The organism is Vibrio sp. QJM3NY_27 (genome assembly GCF_057785955.1).
Genome location: NZ_CM173511.1, coordinates 2,020,110 through 2,043,260 on the forward strand (window position 1 = coordinate 2,020,110; position 23,151 = coordinate 2,043,260).

The 23,151-nt window shown below is 41.2% G+C and carries 25 protein-coding genes and 3 pseudogenes; 7 read left to right on the forward strand and 21 right to left on the reverse strand.

Features of this window, described 5'->3' with window-relative positions:
• The first annotated feature begins 198 nt into the window (after window positions 1-198).
• Complete coding sequence (locus AC3CIA_RS09095) at window positions 199-600, forward strand: hypothetical protein (RefSeq protein WP_488517996.1); 402 nt, start codon at window positions 199-201, stop codon at window positions 598-600.
• Between the two features lie 289 nt (window positions 601-889).
• On the opposite strand, the gene AC3CIA_RS09100 is transcribed toward AC3CIA_RS09095, so the two are convergent.
• Complete coding sequence (locus tag AC3CIA_RS09100) at window positions 890-1,456, reverse strand: hypothetical protein (protein WP_488517997.1); 567 nt, start codon at window positions 1,454-1,456, stop codon at window positions 890-892.
• 90 nt (window positions 1,457-1,546) lie between these two features.
• Here AC3CIA_RS09100 and AC3CIA_RS09105 point away from each other — a divergent pair, with 90 nt between their 5' ends.
• Window positions 1,547-2,140, forward strand: coding sequence for a hypothetical protein (locus tag AC3CIA_RS09105; RefSeq protein WP_488517998.1), 594 nt, complete (start codon window positions 1,547-1,549; stop codon window positions 2,138-2,140).
• 183 nt (window positions 2,141-2,323) lie between these two features.
• Here the strand turns inward: AC3CIA_RS09105 and AC3CIA_RS09110 are convergent, their stop codons facing one another.
• On the reverse strand, window positions 2,324-4,180 hold the full coding sequence (locus AC3CIA_RS09110) for a recombinase family protein (protein ID WP_488517999.1): 1,857 nt from the start codon (window positions 4,178-4,180) through the stop codon (window positions 2,324-2,326).
• A gap of 66 nt (window positions 4,181-4,246) precedes the next feature.
• Here AC3CIA_RS09110 and AC3CIA_RS09115 point away from each other — a divergent pair.
• Window positions 4,247-4,513: pseudogene (locus AC3CIA_RS09115) on the forward strand (carboxypeptidase M32); the annotation flags it as partial.
• Between the two features lie 24 nt (window positions 4,514-4,537).
• Here the strand turns inward: AC3CIA_RS09115 and AC3CIA_RS09120 are convergent.
• The 3 genes from AC3CIA_RS09120 to AC3CIA_RS09130 all read right to left on the reverse strand — a co-directional run bounded on the left by AC3CIA_RS09120 (window position 4,538) and on the right by AC3CIA_RS09130 (window position 8,401).
• Window positions 4,538-6,202 (reverse strand): competence protein CoiA family protein, encoded by a 1,665-nt coding sequence (locus AC3CIA_RS09120; protein WP_488518000.1) that lies wholly within the window; start codon window positions 6,200-6,202, stop codon window positions 4,538-4,540.
• A gap of 135 nt (window positions 6,203-6,337) precedes the next feature.
• Window positions 6,338-7,339, reverse strand: a complete 1,002-nt coding sequence (locus tag AC3CIA_RS09125; RefSeq protein ID WP_488518001.1) for a metal-dependent hydrolase — start codon at window positions 7,337-7,339, stop codon at window positions 6,338-6,340.
• A gap of 252 nt (window positions 7,340-7,591) precedes the next feature.
• Complete coding sequence (locus AC3CIA_RS09130; protein ID WP_488518002.1) at window positions 7,592-8,401, reverse strand: sulfite exporter TauE/SafE family protein; 810 nt, start codon at window positions 8,399-8,401, stop codon at window positions 7,592-7,594.
• A 343-nt stretch (window positions 8,402-8,744) separates the two neighbouring features.
• Here AC3CIA_RS09130 and AC3CIA_RS09135 point away from each other — a divergent pair, with 343 nt between their 5' ends.
• Both AC3CIA_RS09135 and AC3CIA_RS09140 read left to right on the forward strand, forming a co-directional pair.
• Window positions 8,745-9,722: a DUF1852 domain-containing protein gene (locus AC3CIA_RS09135; protein WP_029224723.1), complete on the forward strand. Its 978-nt coding sequence runs from the start codon at window positions 8,745-8,747 to the stop codon at window positions 9,720-9,722.
• 45 nt (window positions 9,723-9,767) lie between these two features.
• Entirely contained in the window at window positions 9,768-10,796 is a 1,029-nt protein-coding gene (locus AC3CIA_RS09140) for a methionine synthase (RefSeq protein WP_004733563.1), read from the forward strand.
• 99 nt (window positions 10,797-10,895) lie between these two features.
• On the opposite strand, the gene AC3CIA_RS09145 is transcribed toward AC3CIA_RS09140, so the two are convergent.
• Window positions 10,896-11,333 carry a MarR family winged helix-turn-helix transcriptional regulator gene (locus AC3CIA_RS09145; protein ID WP_488518003.1) on the reverse strand — a complete coding sequence of 146 codons (438 nt, stop codon included), beginning with the start codon at window positions 11,331-11,333 and terminating at the stop codon, window positions 10,896-10,898.
• Window positions 11,334-11,417: 84 nt separating this feature from the next.
• Here AC3CIA_RS09145 and AC3CIA_RS09150 point away from each other — a divergent pair, with 84 nt between their 5' ends.
• Window positions 11,418-11,864, forward strand: coding sequence for a hypothetical protein (locus AC3CIA_RS09150; protein ID WP_488518004.1), 447 nt, complete (start codon window positions 11,418-11,420; stop codon window positions 11,862-11,864).
• A gap of 44 nt (window positions 11,865-11,908) precedes the next feature.
• Here AC3CIA_RS09150 and AC3CIA_RS09155 read toward each other — a convergent pair whose 3' ends face one another.
• From AC3CIA_RS09155 to AC3CIA_RS09210, 12 genes and pseudogenes are all read right to left on the reverse strand, one after another.
• The gene (locus tag AC3CIA_RS09155) at window positions 11,909-12,391 is read right to left on the reverse strand and encodes a tetratricopeptide repeat protein (RefSeq protein WP_488518005.1); all 483 of its coding nucleotides are present in this window, start codon (window positions 12,389-12,391) and stop codon (window positions 11,909-11,911) included.
• A gap of 27 nt (window positions 12,392-12,418) precedes the next feature.
• Window positions 12,419-12,970 (reverse strand): class IV adenylate cyclase, encoded by a 552-nt coding sequence (gene cyaB / locus AC3CIA_RS09160; RefSeq protein WP_237300233.1) that lies wholly within the window; start codon window positions 12,968-12,970, stop codon window positions 12,419-12,421.
• An 89-nt stretch (window positions 12,971-13,059) separates the two neighbouring features.
• Window positions 13,060-13,452, reverse strand: coding sequence for a hypothetical protein (locus tag AC3CIA_RS09165; RefSeq protein WP_488518006.1), 393 nt, complete (start codon window positions 13,450-13,452; stop codon window positions 13,060-13,062).
• 235 nt (window positions 13,453-13,687) lie between these two features.
• A complete protein-coding gene (locus AC3CIA_RS09170) occupies window positions 13,688-14,164 on the reverse strand; it encodes a DUF2059 domain-containing protein (RefSeq protein ID WP_488518007.1) in 477 nt (158 codons plus the stop codon).
• 582 nt (window positions 14,165-14,746) lie between these two features.
• Window positions 14,747-15,325, reverse strand: coding sequence for a DJ-1/PfpI family protein (locus tag AC3CIA_RS09175; protein ID WP_488518008.1), 579 nt, complete (start codon window positions 15,323-15,325; stop codon window positions 14,747-14,749).
• A gap of 106 nt (window positions 15,326-15,431) precedes the next feature.
• Window positions 15,432-15,857, reverse strand: coding sequence for a hypothetical protein (locus AC3CIA_RS09180; RefSeq protein WP_488518009.1), 426 nt, complete (start codon window positions 15,855-15,857; stop codon window positions 15,432-15,434).
• Window positions 15,858-16,042: 185 nt separating this feature from the next.
• The gene (locus tag AC3CIA_RS09185; protein WP_017072727.1) at window positions 16,043-16,450 is read right to left on the reverse strand and encodes a GFA family protein; all 408 of its coding nucleotides are present in this window, start codon (window positions 16,448-16,450) and stop codon (window positions 16,043-16,045) included.
• A 54-nt stretch (window positions 16,451-16,504) separates the two neighbouring features.
• A pseudogene (locus AC3CIA_RS09190) lies at window positions 16,505-16,627 on the reverse strand (opioid growth factor receptor-related protein); the annotation flags it as partial.
• Window positions 16,628-16,704: 77 nt separating this feature from the next.
• Complete coding sequence (locus AC3CIA_RS09195; RefSeq protein WP_171308714.1) at window positions 16,705-17,058, reverse strand: YkgJ family cysteine cluster protein; 354 nt, start codon at window positions 17,056-17,058, stop codon at window positions 16,705-16,707.
• A 228-nt stretch (window positions 17,059-17,286) separates the two neighbouring features.
• Window positions 17,287-17,748 (reverse strand): RDD family protein, encoded by a 462-nt coding sequence (locus AC3CIA_RS09200; protein WP_488518010.1) that lies wholly within the window; start codon window positions 17,746-17,748, stop codon window positions 17,287-17,289.
• A 146-nt stretch (window positions 17,749-17,894) separates the two neighbouring features.
• Window positions 17,895-18,521 (reverse strand): LysE family translocator, encoded by a 627-nt coding sequence (locus AC3CIA_RS09205; protein WP_017072731.1) that lies wholly within the window; start codon window positions 18,519-18,521, stop codon window positions 17,895-17,897.
• Window positions 18,522-18,859: 338 nt separating this feature from the next.
• Window positions 18,860-19,180 carry an NUDIX hydrolase gene (locus AC3CIA_RS09210; RefSeq protein ID WP_253656760.1) on the reverse strand — a complete coding sequence of 107 codons (321 nt, stop codon included), beginning with the start codon at window positions 19,178-19,180 and terminating at the stop codon, window positions 18,860-18,862.
• 9 nt (window positions 19,181-19,189) lie between these two features.
• On the opposite strand from AC3CIA_RS09210, the pseudogene AC3CIA_RS09215 reads away from it, so the two are divergent.
• Window positions 19,190-19,531 (forward strand): annotated as a pseudogene (locus tag AC3CIA_RS09215) (transposase); the annotation flags it as partial.
• Window positions 19,532-19,646: 115 nt separating this feature from the next.
• Here the strand turns inward: AC3CIA_RS09215 and AC3CIA_RS09220 are convergent.
• The 3 genes from AC3CIA_RS09220 to AC3CIA_RS09230 are packed head-to-tail and all read right to left on the reverse strand — an operon-like array spanning window position 19,647 to window position 22,887.
• Window positions 19,647-20,120, reverse strand: a complete 474-nt coding sequence (locus AC3CIA_RS09220; RefSeq protein ID WP_017062404.1) for a response regulator — start codon at window positions 20,118-20,120, stop codon at window positions 19,647-19,649.
• Window positions 20,107-21,462: an ATP-binding protein gene (locus AC3CIA_RS09225; protein WP_488518011.1), complete on the reverse strand. Its 1,356-nt coding sequence runs from the start codon at window positions 21,460-21,462 to the stop codon at window positions 20,107-20,109. Before AC3CIA_RS09225 ends, AC3CIA_RS09220 begins: the two co-directional genes overlap by 14 nt.
• A 6-nt stretch (window positions 21,463-21,468) precedes the next feature.
• Window positions 21,469-22,887 (reverse strand): SLC13 family permease, encoded by a 1,419-nt coding sequence (locus AC3CIA_RS09230; RefSeq protein ID WP_004733551.1) that lies wholly within the window; start codon window positions 22,885-22,887, stop codon window positions 21,469-21,471.
• Window positions 22,888-23,151: the final 264 nt, after the last annotated feature.

Below are 23,151 nucleotides of genomic sequence, written 5' to 3' on the forward strand. Positions count from 1 at the left end.
CCATGCAGCACTCGCTGAATTCAGCTTGCACCGCAAGCTGGTAATGGTTCATTTTTTGCAAAAATGAACCATTATAAGTTAAAACATAAAAAAACGCTTATTTTAACAAGAATATCTATTACCTTGTATGGTATTTACTCTATTCATCGCTGTATCCTCATCTCTGAACTCAAACTAATAATTAAAAAGGTTCTCCAGATGACAAATAAAAAAAACTACACCAATGAACTGAAAACGACTAAACAATGGTTGGCACTTAAGCAGGAAGATAAACGCTATCCTAGGCACGGTGAAATGGGCAAGATTTGCAAACGTGGCATTTACTATCATTACGACCAAACAATACCAGTGCGAAGCGAGGCAACTCACCATCTCCTAGCTGGCTTTGTCCCTGTCAAAGAACAGTATAAGGGTATAACTTATTATTACTTTGATGAATGTGAACCGAAGAAGACGCCGCGCCAGTGGCGTGAAGAAAGCAGGCGAGTTGTTCCTGACTCGGTTCCTTGCTCAAAAACACGAAGCGGCTTCAATCCCATCACTAAAGAGTCTTTTGAGATTAGTTACTTTTTGCGTTCTGATACAGTGAAGGCCCACTGAACTTAAGGGCATGATAAAGGGTAAATTTCTACAATCTACCCTCTCAACATCTTGTTGGAAAGATTGCTTTTTTGTAAAAGATAGGACATTACTTGCAGTAAATTAGCAAAAATAGAATCAGAAATGGTTCGAGTAACTAATGTGATTTTGAGGGTTCTAGCACAAACCTTAGAAGTCGAGGTTAGAAATTTTTCAATTAATTATTGTAGTAATTTCAAATCAAACCACAGCTTGTAAATAAGGGTAGTTTGATTATTATCAGAGACTAGCTTAGCGATTTTTATTCAGCTCACACTGACACACTCTGCCTTAAAAATACCAAGCTTGGATCAAGCCCAAAAGAATCACCAATATTATTTTGAAAACGGCTATCCGTCCAATATGGTCTAATGAACTTACATGTCTTATTAATAGATTCAATCTCACCATTCTTAAAGAACAGCGCTTCAAACCTTACTGATGCTCCGGAGGCTAGTTGTTTAGGCGTCTCATCTAATTCTGGTAGCCCAAAATGCTGCTTCATCAATTCATACTGAAATGGCTCGTTGTTTAAAGCATTAACTAACGAAGTCTGCCCATCATATCTTTCACACACTAGACCAACAGAATTAATAGACTCCTCAATATTAGTAGCGTTTCTAAAACTTATAATGACTCTATCTAACTGATTATCTTGAATATCTACCAGTTCAATGATGGCATGAGCTTTTGTGGGTATTTTTGTATCTTGCCATTTATTATATAAATCAAAAATCGCATTCCCCCCTCCAATTACTGCCAGAATGCCTGTAAACACAAACACTGCATTTTTGAAGAACGTATTACGACCAAATTTACTTTGAAGATCATGTTCCATATCACCACCATTGTATATAAAAGCAACTAACTGTACACTAACACAGCATGTGCATTTGCACAGTATTAATTTAAAATTAGGGAGATATCTATGAAGGGCTTCTTTAAGTTTTTCAAAGCGGAGTTTGTTCCACTCTATTATTTTGTACTCTTTGACCCAAAGAAGATGACACGGCTTGTGGAGCTGAATAGAATTTCCTGGAAGCTCACCTTAAGCTTTTACACCTCTTTACTAATTGCTTCGCTTTTTATTTTTTCACGCATCGTCAGCCACCACACGGGCTCAGGCTCTCTATCAGTTCATTCGATGGCGTTTTTTCAGAGTACTTACGCCCTATTCTTTGCGGGTATGCTTCATTTTAGCTTCAAAGCTGTTGGTGCGATTAAAGATAGTCAACTAAATCTAAAGCTTGTTTTTTTAAACGCAGGAATGCTTTATTTCTTAAACAGCCTACTTCTACCATTCCAGATTCAACTCGATACTGGCGGTTCCAAACTATTAGTATTCACGGCTTCAGTTCTTGTGTTTACTTGGAGTATACGTTGCTGGCTAACATTAGCTCGGTTCAACGGCGTTAGAGGTAAAGTTAAACTTGGGCTAGCACTTATTATTTTAATTTTGGCATTGGTTGTCTTTGTCAATATATCTGAAGTAATCGTGCCTTACTTTGTTAATATAGTGTAAAATAAAAAATAAAAGTTCAGCCTTAAAAAGATAAGAGCTTACTGCGCATCCCTTAAAAGGGATGCGCAGTAAGCTCTAATTGGCTAAAGATAACCAGATTATAAAATAACCTGGCTATCGTTAACTATGATGTTTTTCAAGCACAATGACCAAAAACATCGCGCCAACCAGCAGTGCCGTCAATTATTTACCTTCCAACGAAGAAATAAAGTCTTGTACATATCCAGTATTGGCACCAAATCCAGTTTCACGTAAATGCTGTGCAAAAGCTTCTGGCCCTTGATTATCTAGAATGCTTAAAGCCTCTGGTGTGTATGAATGGAAGGTACTCGTCCCACCCTCTATCTGGTTAAACAAAGACATATTCGTATCGCAATCATGATAGACAGTGATTCGCTTTCCTGAACGAAAATCAACCGTAACCGTCCATACACGAGCATTTTTATAGAGGTTTTTATAACCTAAACTTTCAACAGGACGCGGCTCTGTATCTACGATCAGTTTCTCAACACATTGAAGGAGAATATCTTTTACATAACTCCTAGCTTCAAAGTCATCATCATTCTCGTGAGCCCTATGAATGTAACCTTCAAATTCCTTTATCGACTCAGCCGAAATGATCAATTCCTTGCCATCAACTTTATCTTTTAAGAGCTCCTCTCTTTCAGCTTCAGCTAAATCAAGTTGAGATTTAGCCTTATCTCTCACAGATGAACTTTTACCAAGAAGGTACAAATCAGAAGCCCGTTCGATGATACCGTCCAATTCGTCTATCTTACTATCTATTACTTCAACAGCACGAACATCAGAATCCTCTTTATTCAACAGGCTGTAGTCAACATGTTCTGATATAGCTAGTAAAAAGCTTTTCTCAAGCTCGCGCTGAGCAATCCCTTTAGCGTCACAAGATTTTTTACGTGTTCGGTTTAGACAATCTAAACGCATAACGGTACGAACATATTTTTTTTTACGAGTGTATTGATCTACTAAACGAGACCCTAAGCCACCACCACACTTACTACATACCGAGCGCGATTTTCTATCTTTATCTCTACCATACCCGCTCAGTAAATAGACTACTGACTTTACTTCATCGTCTTTTACACTGTTGAACCTATAACCAGTCCTTCCTTTTTTCTTAACTTTCTTTATCTGTTGAATAAGATCAAAATCACTCTTACTTATTAGTGCTGGATAATAACCATCAAGAAGATGTTCTTGTGCATCTTTCGAGCCATCTTTTAGCGCAGGTAAACGAACGGTTTTACGGCCATACAATGATTCACTTTGCAGAATATTGCTAATAGTGGTTGTTCCCCACTTATCGTCACCTTTAGGTGTTCTTATTCCTGTCTTCGTTAAAAGATCTTGAATCTGACCATAAGATTTCCCCTCAAGAAAACTGCTAGTGATAATTCTTGCGGCAGGTGTTTTCTCACTAAATTCAAAGAGTTTGTCAGAACCCAACCTATTCCGCTCAATCCAAAATGGTACTGGCCCGCCAACATCTACGGATTCACCACTACGAAACTTTCCCAATTTTTCCTCTATCGAACTTATCGAACGTTTCTGCTTCATCAATGACTCTTCGTGAGCACGAATCATTATTGCAGCCATCGTAAAGAGCAGATGAGGGTTTTGGTCTAGGGTTTTCTTATTATATAGTTGATTGTCAGATGCAGTAATTATGTTAATGTCAGCTTCAATAAGCTGACCTATATCAATTTGAGCAAGTCGGGCTTGTTGTCTAGACAACCTGTCAAAACTCTCTACTATCAAATATGAGCCTTTCGCAACCAAACCTTTATTAACGGCATTTAGAAAGACACCGTAGGAACCAGTTTTTTTATGATTAGCATGGAATGCTGACTTCCCAAGATCGGTCATAATCAGCTCTTCATTTAACTCTAATCCATATTCCTTTGCAGCCTTTAAAGCATAATTTTCTTGTCTTGCTAAGGAGCTACCTTTTTTCTGCTCCATGTCAGAGAAACGGTTATAAGAATAAACCTGTGGAACTAAACTTTTTTCAATTTTCATAAAATGAACCAAATTAACTGGAGAACACACTAGCATTCGTGAACACACCTCGCAAGTCACATTACACACCAGACAGACGGCGCATTCGGTTACTTCCCATCGTACACATTAGGTGCGATGTACGCGGCTCAGTTCATGGCTTCAATGAAGAAAACGGTAGATGTGAACGCTGTAATTGAAAGTGGCGACCTATCACCTATCTTCACTTGGTTAGAATCAAATATTTGGAGCAAAGGCAGCCTGCTGACCACCGATGACTTGGTGAAAGGCGCAACGGGCGAAACCTTGAACGCGCAATACTTCAAAGACCATCTAAGAAGCCGTTATTTATAAGGTAAAGGGCACTTAATGTGCCCTTTACCTCTGCGGGTAACGCTCTAAGCTTCTCAGAAGCAAGACCCCACATTGATATCGATGTATCGCAGTATCAAGGTAATCTTGCGTAATGAACACTTCTTTGTAGTCTGTTTTTTTATTGCAGACTGGGCAATTTGAATTTACTAACACCATATTTTTAGGTGATGTAAATAGACAACTGTTACACCTTAGACCATAACCACCGTGGTGGTTGAAAACAAACTCGTCTGCTTCAATCATCTCTTGAATCCGCTTCTGCTTCATTTCCGCACTTAATTGCCTATTCCGCTCTGTAATAAGCTCTGCTTCACGTTCTTTGTGTAAGCGTTCTTCTCGAAGTTTTGCTGCTTCTTCCTTTCTCTTTTGCATTCTATGTCTGAAATCTTCGATGCTTTGATCCCTTAACTGAAAAACAGTTGGGGCAAGTGTAGTGGTCACTACATCGTTGATTGCTAAATACTGAAGGTAATCAAGTATTACTTTGAAAGGAGAGATTATCTTATGGTTTTCTTCAATCGTTAAATACCAAGCAATACGCTTGTTAGTCTGTGACCCGTTAGCCTTTGCTTTTTGCCTTGCTTGATATTGAGCCGTATTCAATCGCAACATGTTTGAATTCATAGGAGCATTTTTCTGAACAAAGCGCTTTATATCGAAAGCCTTTATGTCTTGATTTATACCAATTCGATACAAATGATCAACTATAAGCGCTTGCCATTGCTCACGCCGACACTCGATAATCCAGTCAACATCGGTTTTGAAATTAATTAGGCCTGAGTATTTATCTACACTCACCCACTTCAAAAAATCAGGGTTAACGTTTTGCTTCTGCTGTTCATTTCGAAAAATCCAACTGTTATCAACAGTACCCAACCAATCTAGTTCGTCTTTGATCTCAGCTCTGAATCGCTGTTTCGCATTTTCAATATTATGCTCTTTTCTCTGCTCACGCTCATATAGTTGTTGTCTCCTAGATTCCTCAGCATCTAAACGATGTTGAATAACACGGTTCCTGTTTTCAGCTTCAAGTTTTAGTTCAGCTAGAGCTTTATTTACTTTTTCCATTGCCTTCGGATGGTGTATCCAATTAGCGTTAGTAGGATTGAAAAAAGCCTTTCTGATTTCTTTATCTTGATACAATCTATCAGAGTTATGCAGGCTAGTTAAAACGACTTCTATAGCGGGCTGATCTTCTTTTTTTATCGCTGCTAACTTTTCTGCCTCACACTCATGAGTAACTGTAATTTCAATAAATAACGAGCGATGTTTTAGTCTTCCATGGCTATCAATTCGATACTTGTGCCAAGAATATTCGTTTTGCACAGAATCAAACCAAACCTTTGCTGTTGGGTACTTTATCTCTTTTCCACTAAGAACCGTGTCGTCGAGTAGAATTATTTCAGGTGTGTATGTGAATTCAGGTAATACAATGCATTGTTCTGATTCTAATAGCTGTTGTGCATATTGATGAAGGTAAGTCATTGCTTCATAGTCAAAGCAATCAGTCTCAATCGCATGAGCGAAATGCGGACGCTTTTTTTGACCTTTGTTTTTAGCAATGAGTTGTTTTCCACAACTGGGGCAAATGCAGTCACAAGCTAAACCATTAAGGACGTTTTTGACGTGGTGTATTTTTCCATTTTTTAGACCAAACGGTATAAGCATGTAGGTTCCCTCGAGAGACTAACCAAATATTATCGTACTTATGGCCAATAGCATACAAAACCTAACGCACTACACTTAACTGCTTACCAACATAAATATGGAAGTGGCTCCAATGAAGAAAATCATCGGAATCCATCAACCTCCTTTCAGCATATCGAAGAAGATCTGTCTCGACTCTGGTGTATTGTCTCTATGCGTTTCGTATTTCACGTGTGTATCTGCATTAGCGGATGGCGATAGCTTGATGCTCCAAAGCGTTTTCAGTTGGTTCGGTACGATTGAATATCGGACATCGATAATACGCAGTTCATCCATTGGATCTTGTGCCACATAGCCATTCGAAAACCATCGAAACCGTTCAATGTCTCTCGCTTGTTGTGAATTCGGGTCGATCCAAGGGAAATCTCGGCTAACGTTGAGTTTAGCGATCGATTCTCCAGGATATTTCTTAACCGAGGTGCCGACCCGCACAGCATCTACATAGTATCGATGCTCTGTTTCGTACACCACTTTCCAAACTAAGATGTTCGCAAAGCTCGGCTTAGCCTCTAATCGAATCGGCTTATGTTGTCTTTCTTCCGCTAATTGCCAACCAATAACCTCTGCCCTGTCTCTCTGAATCATCCCTAATGTTGGATAAATTAGAGCCCAAACAAACGCAACACGTGCAAGCCAAGGCGCTCGTTTCAACGTTGCAAACACAAGCAATACTAAGATGGGAAGCGTATAAATAGGATCGATGATTGAAATGGTATTCCAAGCAAAACGGGCGTTGGTGAAAGGCCAAAGTAACTGGGTGCCATAAGTGGTACAAGCATCTAACAGTGCATGTGTGCCATACCCCAGAGCACAAAAAAGCCAGCTTTGTTTGAAAGAGAGTCCACGCCTTTTTGCAATGAGATGATGCAAAACCAAGGCGCAAATCAAACTGCCAATGGGGATAAAAAGAAGTGAATGGGTAAATTGCCGATGGAACTCCAAAGCCAACAGAGGATCGCTCTGTGATCGAATAAACGCATCTAAATCCGGCGCCATTCCAGAGAGTAATCCTAATACCCCAGCGACAACCAAGTTCTGTTTTTTGCTTGCCGACTGTGACAAAGAAGCGCCTAGCACGCCCTGCGTTAAAGGATCCATAAATCACTCATTGATAGCATTCCGTTGAATCAAACAAGATACATTTAGCTATAGCAGTGAATTAGGTTAAACAGCAATATTTTCTGAACATACTCATGCACATAACCGTAGAAACATCGGCTACACACATAAAAAGAGCAGCACAAGGCTGCTCTTTTCTATTTGTTCATGTTGAGCTATCTATTCATAGCTACCTTATATCTACAGTTGCCTTATATCTACAGACCTAATAAATAGCCTGACGAATGGTAACTAACTAGCCACCATACTTACCGCAATAACGAGCAACAACACTGAGAAGATTTTCTTAATCGTTGGAACCGGTAAATGATTGGTTGCTTTTGCGCCTAAAGGGGCAGTAAACCAAGAGGTGCACACGATACCCAGTAACGCAGGTAGATAAACAAAACCAGCAAATCCATCTGTTAGAGTAAACTGGCTGCTGCCTGAACTGATATAGCCGATTGAACCAAATAACGCGATGACAATGCCACAAGCAGACGCACAACCGATGGCCTTTTTCATATCGACAGAGAAAAACGTCAACAGCGGAACCAGTAATGCACCACCACCAATGCCAATCATCGCAGACAAACCGCCCGTGATCGTTGTCAAGACGGTTAAGATGCCCTTATTTGGCAGTTTTCTTTCTTTAGGCGCGTCGTTTTTGCTGCTTAAGAACATCTTTATTGCGATAAGAACCACACTCACTGCAAACACAATACGAACAACTTTTTCTGGCAACAAAGCCGCCATAAAGCCACTAACTAATGCGCCAAGAGCAACACCGAGCATGATCCAAGGCGCCAGATCCCAAGGCACGTTTCCATTCTTGTGGTGAGCAAGCGCAGATGAAGTTGAGGTGAACAGTATCGATGCCAACGAGGTAGCGATGGCCGCAACAACCACTTGATCCGCAGGTAGAATCTCTAAGTGAAGTAAAATGCTGCTTAGCACCGGAACAATGATCAGCCCTCCGCCAATCCCCAAAAGCCCGGCAAGAAAACCAACACCACTGCCTAATAATGCACAGTATAAAATCAACAACAGCAATTCACTCATTTCATCCATCTCTTAATTAAATTAATTGTCTTAAATAACGCACTATTAATGTGGTTATATTTCCATCAAGCTAATTAATATAACTGACACCGACTTAAACATTCAAACAGAATAGATCATGAATATTCCTCATGTTCAATGTGAAGTAATACCATTGTTAAAGGTGAACCTATCCACGTATAAAAACCTTAAGCAATTAACTTTATACGACAGCAATGCTACTAAGCATTAATTTCAGACAGCATAGCCTTCGATTCTTAATCTGGTCACAAGCAAAAAATAAAAGCCGTTGTAATACTAAAGACCGAGAGAATCAGAAAACAAATTGGGATACCAAATCAGCATGAATAAAGAATTTAATTTTACGATTAAGAGCATTAGCCTCGACGAAAACTACCAGCCAGCAGACAGCACGCGTATCACAACCAACTTTGCTAACCTGGCTAGAGGCGACAGCCGCCAAGCAAACTTGCGTAATGCACTACAAATGATCGATAACAGTTTCAATGCGTTAGCACACTGGGACAACCCTAAGGGCGACCGTTACTCTGTTGAGCTTGAAATCATTTCTGTTGATATGGACATTGAAAGCAACGGCGAAGCATTCCCTTCAATTGAAGTGCTGAAAACCAATATTCTGGACCGTAAAACCAACGAGCGTATTGAAGGTATTATCGGAAATAACTTTTCTTCCTATGTTCGAGATTATGACTTTAGCGTACTTCTGTTGGATCATAATAAAGGCCAAGATAAATTCAGCATTCCAGAAGATTTTGGTGATTTACACGGCAAGCTTTTTAAATATTTCGTTAACTCTGAAGCTTACAAACAGAACTTTAATAAACCACCTGTTATTTGCTTAAGTGTGTCAGATAATAAAACCTATTACCGCACTGAAAACCAACACCCAGTATTAGGTTTTGAATACCAACCGAATGAGTCTTCTTTAACTGAGCAATATTTCAAGAAGATGGGCTTACAGGTTCGTTATTTCATGCCGCCAAACAGTGTTGCACCTTTAGCTTTCTATTTCTTTGGTGATCTGCTGAACGATTACTCTAACCTAGAGCTTATCAGCACCATCAGTACCATGGGTACGTTCCAAAAAATCTACCGACCTGAGATTTACAACGCGAACGCGGTTGCGGGCAACTGTTACCAACCAAACTTGAAAAACTTGGATCACTCGCTAACTCAAATCGTGTACGACCGTGAAGAGCGAGGCCAGCTAGCGGTTGAGCAAGGTAAGTTCGCAGAAGAGAATTTCATTAAGCCATACCAATCAGTTCTCGATAACTGGTCGGCAAATTACGCACTTTAATCGCCTATTGCGCGCTCAAATCATCCAAGGATAGGCAGTATTATTATGAAAACACTATTACCGACTTCAACAGCGGGCAGTTTGCCGAAACCGTCTTGGCTTGCACAACCAGAGACGCTTTGGTCGCCATGGAAACTTCAAGGCGCTGAACTCACAGATGGCAAACAAGATGCGCTGCGTGTCTCTCTGCACGAGCAGCAGCAAGCAGGCATTGATATTGTGAGTGACGGTGAGCAAACACGTCAGCACTTTGTAACGACCTTCATTGAACACTTGAATGGCGTTGATTTTGAAAAGCGTGAAACCGTTAAAATCCGCGACCGTTACGATGCAAGTGTACCGACAGTCGTTGGCCCTGTTTCTCGTCAGAAATCCGTGTTTGTCGAAGATGCTAAGTTCTTACGCCAGCAAACCGACCAACCGATCAAATGGGCTCTGCCGGGGCCTATGACGATGATAGATACGCTTTACGATGCGCATTACCAAAGCCGTGAAAAACTGGCGTGGGAATTTGCGAAGATCCTCAACGAAGAAGCGAAAGAGTTAGAAGCAGCAGGCGTTGATATTATTCAGTTCGATGAACCTGCGTTTAACGTGTTTTTTGATGAAGTGAACGATTGGGGCATTGCTTGTTTGGAAAGAGCCATTGAAGGGCTTAAGTGCGAAACAGCAGTGCATATTTGTTATGGCTACGGCATTAAAGCGAATACGGATTGGAAAAAGACATTAGGCACCGAATGGCGCCAATACGAAGAAGTATTTCCTAAGCTGCAGCAATCGAATATCGATATCATCTCTTTAGAGTGTCACAATTCTCATGTGCCCCTTGAGCTACTTGAACTGGTACGAGGTAAGAAAGTGATGGTCGGTGCAATCGATGTGGCAACCGACTCGATTGAAACACCGGAAGAAGTGGCTAGCACTCTTAGAGAAACACTTAAGTACGTTGATGCCGATAAGCTCTACCCTTGCACCAACTGTGGCATGGCACCCCTGCCTCGCGAAATTGCCTCAGCGAAGCTTAATGCGCTCAGTGCTGGCGCAGAGATCGTTCGTAAAGAGCTTTCAGCGTAACGCTTTCCTAAAGAACAAAAGCCATCCCCTGAAGCCTAAGTATCATATCGATGCTTAGGCTTCCGTACTCTTCTCAACTTCCACTCTCTATTTATCTATTTATTTATCTAAGAAGGTAGCCATCTTCTTCAAAGTGATTAGCGCCTTATCAAGCTCGTCTCTTTCAATGCTTTCAGCGCCACTTTCAGCCCATACTTCCTGTTTTTTATCTAATAGCGAATACGCGTCCTTGCCCTTTTCAGTCATGTTAACCAGCTTTGCTTTTTTGTGATTCGGGTTATCAAGCCAAGTTAGCAGGCCATCTTTCACCATTATGTCGGTAACACGCTGAGTCGCTTGTCTGCTTTGCCCCATAATACGAGCAATTTGAGAAACCGTGACCAGATCATCGGACTTCTCGATCGCACCCATCACCTTCCATCTGGCACTGCTTAACCCTAACTCTTCGGTTAATTTGTCACCCTCAGCATTCAATAGACCACTGACCTTAAAGATCTCTAGTGCGATCTTTGTGAAAACTTCTCCATTCGTATCCATAACACTCACTTTGACAACATGCTGTCATTAAATTAAACTTAAACCAAGTTGACAACATGTTACCAAATTAAAGGCACAAATGATATGAAACCAATAATCCACAGAACAGCAGCATTAATAGCAACACTGTGTGTCGCGACATTCTTTACCAGCACATTGCTTGTAGAACTGTTTGGCACTTTGGAATCAGTGAAGCTAGTCAAGTCGATGATCGTTTTTCCCGGCTTGTTTATTCTTGTCCCAGCCATTGCTATCACTGGTGCGACCGGTGCAGCCATGGCAAAACAACGTAAAGGGAAAATAGTTGAGCGTAAAAGTAAACGCATGCCAATTATCGCGTTCAACGGGATCGTTATTTTGATTCCGGCCGCTTACTTTTTAAATCAGTGGGCAAGTTTAGGAGAGTTCGACTCAGTGTTTTACGGCGTTCAGGTTTTAGAACTGATAGCAGGCGCGACCAACCTAACACTGATGTCTTTGAATATCATGGACGGCAGAAAGTTTCGTCCTAAGAAGGCAACACAAAGCTAAGCTCATCGTATTTAAGCAAACAGATGAGCTTTATACGCGGCTGTTTACCAGGTTTTATCTAAGTCTTGAGCATATAAAGAGATCGCTCGTTGGTACTCTTTGATCGCTTCGCTATTCGTGGTGGAAACCAAAAGCTCAAGTAACAGCGATGTCGCCTCTTTATGGCGACCTAAATTGTACAAACACATTGCGTAGAAAGGTTTCACTTCTATCGAGTCAGGATACTCAGCCATAGTCTGTTCGAAATAGCCTAAAGCCTCTGCATAAAGGCCAAGGCTTCGATAAGTACTCGCCAAACCGAAAAGCGCATCAAAACGCTCTACTGAAGAAAGCGCACCAGACAGAGACAATACATAGTGATCAATCGCCTGTTGCTCTTTGCCCTGATTGTCGTAAGACCACGCAATCTGTAAATGAGCTTTCGCCGCATAGTTTTCATCAGTGAGTAGCGTTGCCAGTAAGTCACGCGACGCTTGGTACTTCTCTTCCTTTCGCAATTCGATTGCTTGTTTGATAATGGTGTCCATAAGTCTCCCTGACGCTTAAGCGCTGTGCTATGCGTTCATTTCCTCGAACATCTGTTTGTAAGACTGAGTTTGCAGTGCCGATTGAGTCAACCCGAATTTATTGGCTAACAACCCAAGCTCACTTTTATACACAGACAACTTAGACTCATCGTCCGTCATGATTGCAAATTCGGCAAAATCACCAATACCCGCAAGAGAATCGACCGTGATATGGAACTCTCCAACAAAGTAAATACTGCGAGTTTTCCGCGCTTTAAGAATCACTTCGTATCCCAAGTTCTCTAGCATGCTCTTGGCATTCGTCGCATCGGTGATATTTGTCGCTTCGCATCGATCAGGCTCAGGGCCTTTTACAATCCATAACTTGATGCCCGACGGCTCCATAGTACGAATACACAAGCTTTTGTTCTGAGCCTGTAAGCTTCTATCAGGGCTATCGAAATACCAATCGCATTCTAGGTTGTCTTGCAGCATTATTTCATGAGGAATTAGGTTCAAAGTTTTCAAGAACTCAGACTTAGAGCTAAGTTGATACTTCAGCTCAACCTCATATTTACCTTTGAAATGATCGTTAGTCATAGATTAGCTCGATGCAAAAAAGGCGATACTAGCACACGGACCGCATCCGAAATACAAACTGACGCACAACACAAACTAAAGCCGTGGAACTATGTTCGACACGCTAACAAATGCTTCCATTCTTCTTGGCTCATAGCGCCTTTAGAAAGGTAAATATTGTGTTTCTGCATTGCACCTTTCGTGTATGAAAGCTTGATAAATGAGCCAATTTGAAACGGAAGAAAGCTGCGCTGTAAAGTCACATCACAAGCAACTCCATTTAAACGTACGTGACCGTTCGTGATTTCAAATGAGGTATCGCGAAGCTTCCACCACAACATTAGAATTTTTATTAGTGGAGGAACACAAATTATCAGCCCTATGGTTAGCAGCGATGAACGATCACCGTCTGATATCCAATAGACAAGACCTAGTGCAATAACAATAAACAGTAACTCTGAAAATAAGTATTTAATAAAATTTAATTGGATACGACTGTCCATGATTTCTCTCGGTAATACAGCATGATGAAGATGTGAACACCTTAGTTGTTCAACGAAAAACTAACGTGATAGTAAATCACCATATTTGTTTTAATGGCTGACTCAACAGGGCAGTAATAACAACTTTAATACGTAGAGGATTTTCATCCCACATGGTTCTGACAGATTGCACTGTATGGGAAAAAACGCGGCTAAAGGTCAATCATTCATTCCGTAGTCACAAACGATGCACCAGTTACTTAGCACTATGCTCCTTTATGAAAGGAGTGATTTTTTCAAGTAATTGTTGTTGCTTCTCTTGAGCCTCTGTCATGCCAATCTGCGCTCCAAGCTTTGCTAACTCTGGCGATTTTTGTATCAGCTTTTTCCCAATTGGCGTGTCGTAGAACTCTATTATTTGGTTCATTTCCGTAACGGTAAACTGATTAGAATAGAGCTTTGCAATTTCGAGACGCATTTTTACTCTATCAATATCATTTTCAAACCAATCTTTATAAATATCTTTTAGTTGGTCAGTTTCTTGAGAGTTAAGCTCAAGCTTACCCGCAAGCTGATTAACGATTGGCAACATGGCCTCGAAGCCACCTAACATTTGTTTGTCAACATCCATCGCCGTCAACAATTCTTGCGCAGTTTCAAACTCAACGGAAGTATTAGCTTGTGCAAATGTACAAATGAAAACTGACAAGACTAGACTAAACCCTTTAAACATGCTGATTCCTTTTATTTGATAGAATGCTATGGCGTATAGCGGTTATTAAGCAGACAGCGTCTGATTTATAATCCTAAGCTTTCTGTTCCGTTCTTTACGTCACTAATCTTACTTGAATTATCTTATAAATAACAAGAGGTTATATAACAATAATCTAACTTTATTAGAGATATGCAACATCGCACAAGATTTCACAAGTTTATTTACAAACAACTCAGTTCCGTTTTGATTGATACCTGCTCAAAATTCTGAAAACTGATAGAAATAACAATATGAAAACCCAAAGATATAATTATTGATAGATTTTAAATTTAACGAAATTAGCACATTAAATTCAAAAATTATTTACGATAAATAATAAAAATTAATCTCTTAAAATATTGTCATAACACATGATATTAGGTTGCTGAATATAGACTTACTATAAAGATGTGGGAGAAGATATTTAGATTAAAATCAGGAAAAAAGAGCCCACAACGTCAAGTAAGCTAGAAGATATCAACCATTCTAGGTACGTCGTTCAGCTTCACTGCACACGCTGAAAAATAGTCAGAGTTGATAGTGATATTTTTAGAACGTTAGTTATGTGTATCGCTGCCAGTTGTACTCCATTTGCCGAGCGACTATCGTGGAGAATTCTAAACCATAGCGCTCAGATATCAGATGCAAGCTCATATCTATACCTGCTGAGATACCGCCTGAAGTTGTGAACTTACCTGATGTCACCCAGCGCTGATCGGCAGTCACATTTAAATCAGGGAACTGTAATGCTAAGTCGGAAATATCTTCCCAATGGGTAGTGACTGTTAACCCCTTAAGTAAGCCCGCTTTAGCCAATAAAAACACGCCAGTGCAAACTGACACAACTTGTTCAGCATTTGGCTCAACGGATACCAACCAATCCAGTACATTCGACTTGTTCATCTCGTCAGTATGCACACCGCCAACTACCATTAACAAATCTATCTCTGGATGATTTTGTAACGAGTAGTCAGTCAGAACCTTAAACCCACCACGGGCTACAACTGGCTCGGCGTGCTCAGAAACCATGAATACATTTAGATCTTCAGCACCTAAGCGCTTTGCCGTACTAAAAACTTCAAATGGGCCAGAGAAATCGAGAACTTCTGCTTGATTATAAATATATATACCGATGTTCATTGTACCTCCATGTACAAAATGATGAATATTTTGGCCTACCTTCGCATCCTGTTTAACTAATTAACACACCTGTTTAAAAACTCGAACATGTAGATAATTGACTTGTTTACAGCTGCCTATTTTCAACTGCGATAGAAAGAAGATGTGCCTGTATAACAGAGATCGTGAACACGATTAACGGCACGACTATTGAAAATAACGAGACGAAAATTATAAAGCCAGACATAAACAACTTCTCAATGTAACCAGTGCTATGAGCCCAACCCGCAACGTGACCGTCTGCAAAAAGACCGAATGCACCATAATAATAAAATGCATAAATCACAGCAGACTTATGCCATGAACCTCGTTGAAGGTCATCTATTGTATAAATCGATGCGAAGCCAGCTAAAACAACGCCCAACCATAAGAACACAAAGTCGATCGGGTAAACTGACGCTGTAGCTAGATAGTCTCCTCGAGAAATTAGCCATACAATTCCAAATCCTATAGTAAGCGTAATGAACGCATTTTTAATTATTAACCATCTCATACTTTCCTCCTGGATTTAGTATGGATAGGTGCCAATATAGGATTGTATGAAAACCCGATCTTTTCGAGCTGCCTCAATAAATTTGGAGAGAGGCGTCAACGTGCGTTAAGAATTGGGCAACACCAAGCACGTTAACCATAATCACTGTGCATTCAATATTTGCGATTCAAAGAATCGAAGATCGATTAACTTGTTCGCCCTTCTGAATGCGTAGGTAAGTCTGGCTGTAATTCACACCAGTTCGCTTTGTTGTTGGTGTAGATCTGAGCATCGATTTTGACTGGAATATCCACGTCGAATGTCGATATCGCTAGTTCGATGTTTTCTAAAGGTTCACCTTGTACTCTGAAGCCTAAACTTGAACCACAATTGGAGCAGAATGTTCGTGTTGTGCCGTTTGGTGCGACAAACTCTTTGAGTCGATCTTTACCTGAAAGCCAGCTCAACCCCTGAACACCAACTAACGTACCAAAAGCTGCGCCGTGAAATTTTCGGCACATTGAACAATGACAGTTGGCTGCCTTTTCGCTGAATCCATCAACCGAAAAGCGAACACTTCCACACAAACACGAACCTTTAAAAGCTGTACTCATCCTGAGTCTCCTTCCCTTTCATATACTGTGTTACCCACTGGTTAAATTGGACTTCTAACCATTTAACGCATTACGCCAATATTGCACTGTTTTATCCGAGACAGAACCTGTTTCACTGGCCGCGGCGATCAAAAAGTCACATAAGTTAGTCGCCAATTCTTCATTGCCTAACAAGTACGAAACTGAAAATACTATTAAGTGAGCTATCTTTAATGCTTATGTGATTGTGGGTGCTCTGTCGGCTATTGAGCCAACTACACTAAAACCTGGCGAGTGTTCCTGATGAAGTAATGCACCTGACGTTCAATTTTTAAGTCGACCATCTCTGTTGGACGACACCCATTTGGACATGCCATACGAGGTGTTGTACCAAACAATCGACAAATTAATGGTCGCTCTTCATATACCTCACAGCCATTGGGGCCTAAATGCACACAGTTATATTCATCTAAGGCAGCTTCATGTTCCGCGTCAGACTTCACTGGTAGCCGCGACATTTCTTCAGAAGAAGTCGTTACTGGCCCACAACAATCATGACAGCCCTTAACGCATTCAAAAACTGGAATACTCTCGCGGAGGTATGTAATTATTTCTCTATTATTGTTCATCAATATCTTCTTCTCATGTAATGCGCGATCATTATAGAGCAATACATAATTCGCTAGAAGTTGAGAACTAACCTAAATCTAAGGCACCGCGGTCTGGCGAAGTCATCAGGACCACTACGTATGCAAATCGTCGGTACGTATGCAGAACGATAGTTATACCAATTACACCAAACCAAGTTGGAACAAGAAATATCACGCATTAACTATCAGTTGGAATTATTCTTAAGCTCACTTTCCAAACTTTACGGGTTCAATGCCCTTATTTGTAGGCCTAACAACGACTGTATTGGCAATTAAATCATGCCAACCTTGTTTCTTTCCGCTAAACGCAATCCAAACAAAGCCAAAACACAGTGGAAGAATACTTACGTAATACGCAAGGTACCTTAAAATTGATTTGCCCGTAGAAAGTGCCTCTCCGGTCTCCGCATTCACAACTTGAAGCTTCAAAGCAATTTTTCCTGGAGTGCCAGACCGATAAACCCAGAATATAACCGTTGCGATAAAAGGGAACACCCAATTTAACAACATATCCCAGCCGCCTAAGATGAACTCATCTGAATCAAAATAGTAGTCACCATATACCCAATACAATAAAGGCATAGTCACCAGCAAGAACAGGCAGGTATCAAGCAACGCAGCTCCTAATCGCACCCAAAAGCCTGCATACTCTAATTGCTCATTGTCCATAAAATATCCTATCTGTTTTGTTTAAATCACATTGCAGCCGAGCGCTCTGTTGAATTGTGATTACGACTATCAACTAAAACGATTGGCACCCAAAGTAAAAATGCCAAACGTTGTGAATCTTACCAAATCAATGCCTAGCGCACAGATTATCGCTGCTTCATAAACGCAACAGCTAACCCAGAAGATACGAATGTAATACCTGCACCAATATTCAACCCTGACACTAACTTAGGCTTGTTCCTGAACCACTCTGACAATTGAGACGAGAAAACACCCATTAAGCTAAAGCCAACTGCCGTTAATAAAGCAAACCAAACGCCATAACCGATCATTTGAGTTGTCACTGACCCTAAACTTGGGTTTACAAATTGAGGTACAAAAGCAAGAACAAACATACCTGGCTTTGGATTAAGCGCGGCAGATAGAAAACCCGTAGAAAAGATGACTTTTAGAGGCTGTTTTTTCGCTGGTTCTAATGTGAACAAATTTCTCGTACGAAGCACTTTCACACCCAACCAAATTAGGTAAGCTGCGCCAACGAGTTTGACAACGTAAAACGCTACTTCAGAAGTTTGAATGAGAAGGGTAAGCCCAAAGGTCGCGGCAACGACATGAAATAGAATCCCCACCCCAGAAGACATACCTGACATTATTGCTGCCAATCGGCCTTGGCTTAAACCTCGACCTATAGCAAGCAAATTATCCGGCCCCGGCGAGATAACTAACAGTAAACAAGCCAGCGTGTAAGTAACAAATATATCTAATGGAAACATAAAACCTCCTTGTAGTATGGCTCTTAGTGCTAACGTCACGTTAGTTAGTGAGAGACACATCCACATCAACTGTTTCATCGTACACACAAAAATCGACTGAGACGTGAGCCCGTATTACGCAAGCACGACGAGTTAGCCTATTATGAATCCAGCCTCACTTCAAAACATATATATCGGCGTTAATGTGGTAAGTCCCTGTTAGATATTCACATCCGTCCACCAGACTTATTTTTACTCAATAGAACAAGTACAAACTGCGTATCGCTCGCGTTAGCCGAAGGTCGCTTGTCATGTTTCCTCCGTGAAACTAACGATAAATAAAGATGGTGGTGATGTGACTAGCGTATTTGAGAAGCAAACCGGTGCAAATGGTGCTCTATAAACTCGATATCTGCGCGATAAAAATCATCAAGAGAAATAGCTGAGGGCTCTAGCCAATAGAAAGTTTGCTGTCTTTCTGCTTCGACCATTTTAGGCTCATCATTCTGATCCGCATTCAAAACTACATAATGAATCTCACCACCGACGTTATTCAAAGCTTGATGAGTACCGAGAAGTTGTAAATCTTTAAGACCTGTATCTTCCCACAATTCTCTAATTGCGGTTTGGCTACCCGACTCACCGGAATCAACTGAACCTCTAGGGAATTCAAAAAACATACCTTGACCATGCCTAAACCTCGTAACAAAACGACCAACTGGAAGCAATACAACCAATCACTCATTAATCGCGAATCTCTGACCTTTTGGATTAGTGAAGAGGCGATAAGCGGGTGGGCGTAAAACAAACATAATAAGCACGGGAGGCCACGTCGGTTCAGTGATTTAGCTATCACGATTGCGTTCATGGCGAAGAGAGTTTTTTCTATGCCACTGAGAGCGCTGCAAGGATTTATCGACTCGATATTTAGACTTGTCAATGTTCCGTTAAGTTGCCCACATTACACCTGCATCAGTCGTAGAACCAAGCAGGTTGAAGTCTCATTTAAGACTAAAATGAGAGGAGCAATATATGCACCGAATGATTACGTCTTTCAAAGACAAACTCCTTCAGAAAGCTTCCTTCGGTGCATATAATTTCAAGCGACTTACATTAGTGACTAAAGTAAGTCGCTAACATAAGTGACTAACGTAAGCGTCTCAACACAACCTGCTGGTCGAGCTCATTCTGATAGTCCGTGTAATCAAGCCCTTGATCAAATATGTACTCAGTGACAAGAGTACGAATGCACTCAACTAATGTGCTTGCTTGCCAAGGCTTTTCAAAGTAACGGTCGATGCCTGCTGCATTAATCGCATTGATGGTATCAGTATGAGTAGCCTGCCCCGTAAGAAGAATTTTCTTTGTATTCGGAAAACGGCTGTCGTGAAACACTTCAGTGAGTAACTCCACACCCGTTTTCCCTGGCATCACATGATCAGACACGATGACGGTAATGTGTTCACCTTCTGCGTCAAGTTCATCAATGAGATCAAGCACTTCTTGCGCTGATTCACAATCTTCAATATTCAGCCAACTCGCCAGCGGCTCTAAATCTTGTACCACTGCGCTTAGTACTTCTCTCTGGTCATCGACACAGATTAAATTAAGCTTCTCCATGTTCACCCTCTATTGGTAACTTGATTCTAAATACAGTTTTAGAAGCATCACTTTTCACAATGATACTTCCGCCATAACCCGCCACAATCCGCTTAACTATTGATAAACCCAAACCCAATCCAAACGATAAACCACCTTTTTTAGTGGTGAAGTTGGGCTGAAATACCTTTCTACGAGTCACCTCGTCTATCTCAGGGCCGTTATTTGCAATCGTAACTAATATTCTTTTCTTACTTAATCTGGTTTGAATCTCTATTGCAGCATCGTCTGAATTCGACATTGCATCACAAGCATTCTTTACAATGTTGACCCAAATCTGAACGAGCTCTGTTTTCGAGCCTTTAAAAGTCGGCAAATCTGCAGGGCTCAATCGCACAGACACTCTACGTAACTCACTTTGTAACAACGATAAGGCATGGTTAATGGAGTCATTAATATCAACCGCTTCTTCGGTGTCAATATCAACTCTGCCAAGTTGTTTAACCGATTTGACGATGCCCACAGTGTGTCTAGATGCCAAACGTAAATCATGTAAATCACAGCCCATCTGCCAAAAACGAATCGCCTCTTCTGGGTTTTTCAGCCAATGCTTTGAAATAACGTCTGTTGCAGATAAAGCGTCAATTGGAATCGCCTTTGCAAGAGAGCGAGCAATGTTTTTGTCTAAACCATATTTTCTTTCAAATTGTCGCCCACGTGTTCGCGCTTCTGACGACGACGTTTTCTGACCATGCATTAACCCAAAATCGAAAAATTGACTGGCTTCTGGATGCACTTCTTCAAGTAGCTCCATGATGACCGTTTCAAGTCGACCAGATTTACTATTTACTACACCAATAGCGTTGTTAAGCTCATGGGCAATCCCTGCAGCCAATTGACCCAAGGTCGTCATTTGCTCAGCAGTATGTAACTTCTCTAGCGCTTTTTGTTTCGCTATCGCTTCTTGTGTTGCGCGGCGTTGACGACGCGACAACTCATTGACAATCACAGGTGTGAACTGTGCGGTAAGAGGACCAAATTTACGTTCATCTTCTGCCGGCGTGTCTTTATCGATCCACGCTAACTCAACATCGGTTTTGGCAACAACCGTTGAAGATGCTGTCCAATTACCTGAAAAGAAGCTGTGAACGCCTATAAAAGCCCCACTACCCGCGCTAAACACGCGTACTCGCGGTGCATTCGCTTCGGTATAAAAGCCTTCCAGTTCTCCACTAAACACATAATACAAACGAGTGTTTAACGCTGATTGTTCAATAATGGTGTTACCGGCACGGCACGTCACCCGACGTTCTGTCTGATTAAAATAACGATGGATAAGTGCTTCTAGCTTTTGTTGATACACGTATCGTTATCCTATGTGACCAATTGAATGTAGCACCCACACCATAACAAAACTCAGTAGCACACCAACCACACCCAAAATAATACCGATTCTGGCCATTTGATTACTTTGCACATGACCCGTTGCATGAGCCAACGCATTCGGGGGCGTACTGATTGGCAGCGACATACCTAATGAAGCGGCAAAAGTCACAACCAGAATTAACGTTAATTCACCGCCTAGTGGCGTGAGTGAAGCCATAGACGAACCTAATGCAGCCATAATTGGCATTAACAAGTTAGCCGTTGCGGTATGAGACATAAAGTTTGCCATTACCAAACACAAGAACGCCGCTCCGAACAACACTACATAGGGTGAGTAAGCATCAAACGGAATGCTGTGTACCACGAGCCTTGCTAAGCCAGTTTTATCGAGAGCTAAACCAAGCGCAATACCACCTGATACAAGCCACAATACGTCCCAAGAGATTTTTTTCAGGTCTTCTTTATTGATGATCCCTGTAAGTGAGAAAACAGCGACAGGAATCAGAGCGACGGTATAAGAGTTCATGCCATGGCTTGAGCCCATTAACCAAAGAATGATGGTCAGCGCAAAAGTGACGTATACCGCAATGGCTTTGGGCGTTTTAAGGAATTTGCCTTTGATGCTTAGCTCGATTTTCTTTTGGTCAGCTTTGTACATAAAGCCTATTAAAAACCACGCTAATGCCATCATAATAACGACAAACGGCACACCAAATGCCATCCATTCGCCGAACGTAATGAGGTTGTCACCAACTAAATATTTAAGTGCGATAGCGTTCGGGGGGGTACCGATCGGGGTACCAATGCCACCGATGTTAGCGGCAACAGGGATACAGAGCGCAAACGCTATACGACCGGGGTCTTTCGGGCCAAACACAGCCAGTACCGGCGTTAAAATAGAGAGCATCATTGCCGTTGTTGCCGTGTTAGACATAAACATCGAAAAGATACCAGTGATCAACATTAAGCCGAGCATCACAAACTTTGGATCTTGTCCAAATGGCTTCAATAATACACGGGCTAAGTTTACGTCTAATCTATACTTAGTGGCGGCCATCGCTAAGAAAAAACCGCCCAAAAACAGCATGATGATTGGGCTGGCGAATGTCGCCATGATGTCGCTGTATTTTAACAACTCACCAAAATGTTCCTGCCCATGTTCAAACCTTAAAAAGATCAGCCCTTTATCCGACAACATCAACAATTGCAGAACGATAATCACAACAGACGTCGCGTAGATCGGGATGGGCTCGAACACCCAGCACAATGCCGCTAATAAAAAGATCGCGATAACGCGTTGTTGAATAATCGTAAGGCCTTCAAATGGAAACGCTGATAGCGGCATTACGAGGATAATGAAAGGAATTAAAATAGGGATAATGTATTTAATATAGGGGCGCATAGCACAAAAACTCTTCCTGAGATAACAACTACTTAGAAATTAGATTTAAAGTTCTAATTTAGATCCGACAACGAATTATCGATCTCTTATCACTATTTCACTATCGGCTAGATCAATGATTACGTAATCGCGATATCCCCTTTTTCGTTTCTGTGCGCTACCTCTACGTTTGTGTGTCATTTACTGTTGCAATTAAATTCCGAGAAACAAAAGGCAAACGTTCGCCTTTGCGTGGGAGATTCATAATATGTGAGCCATATTTGA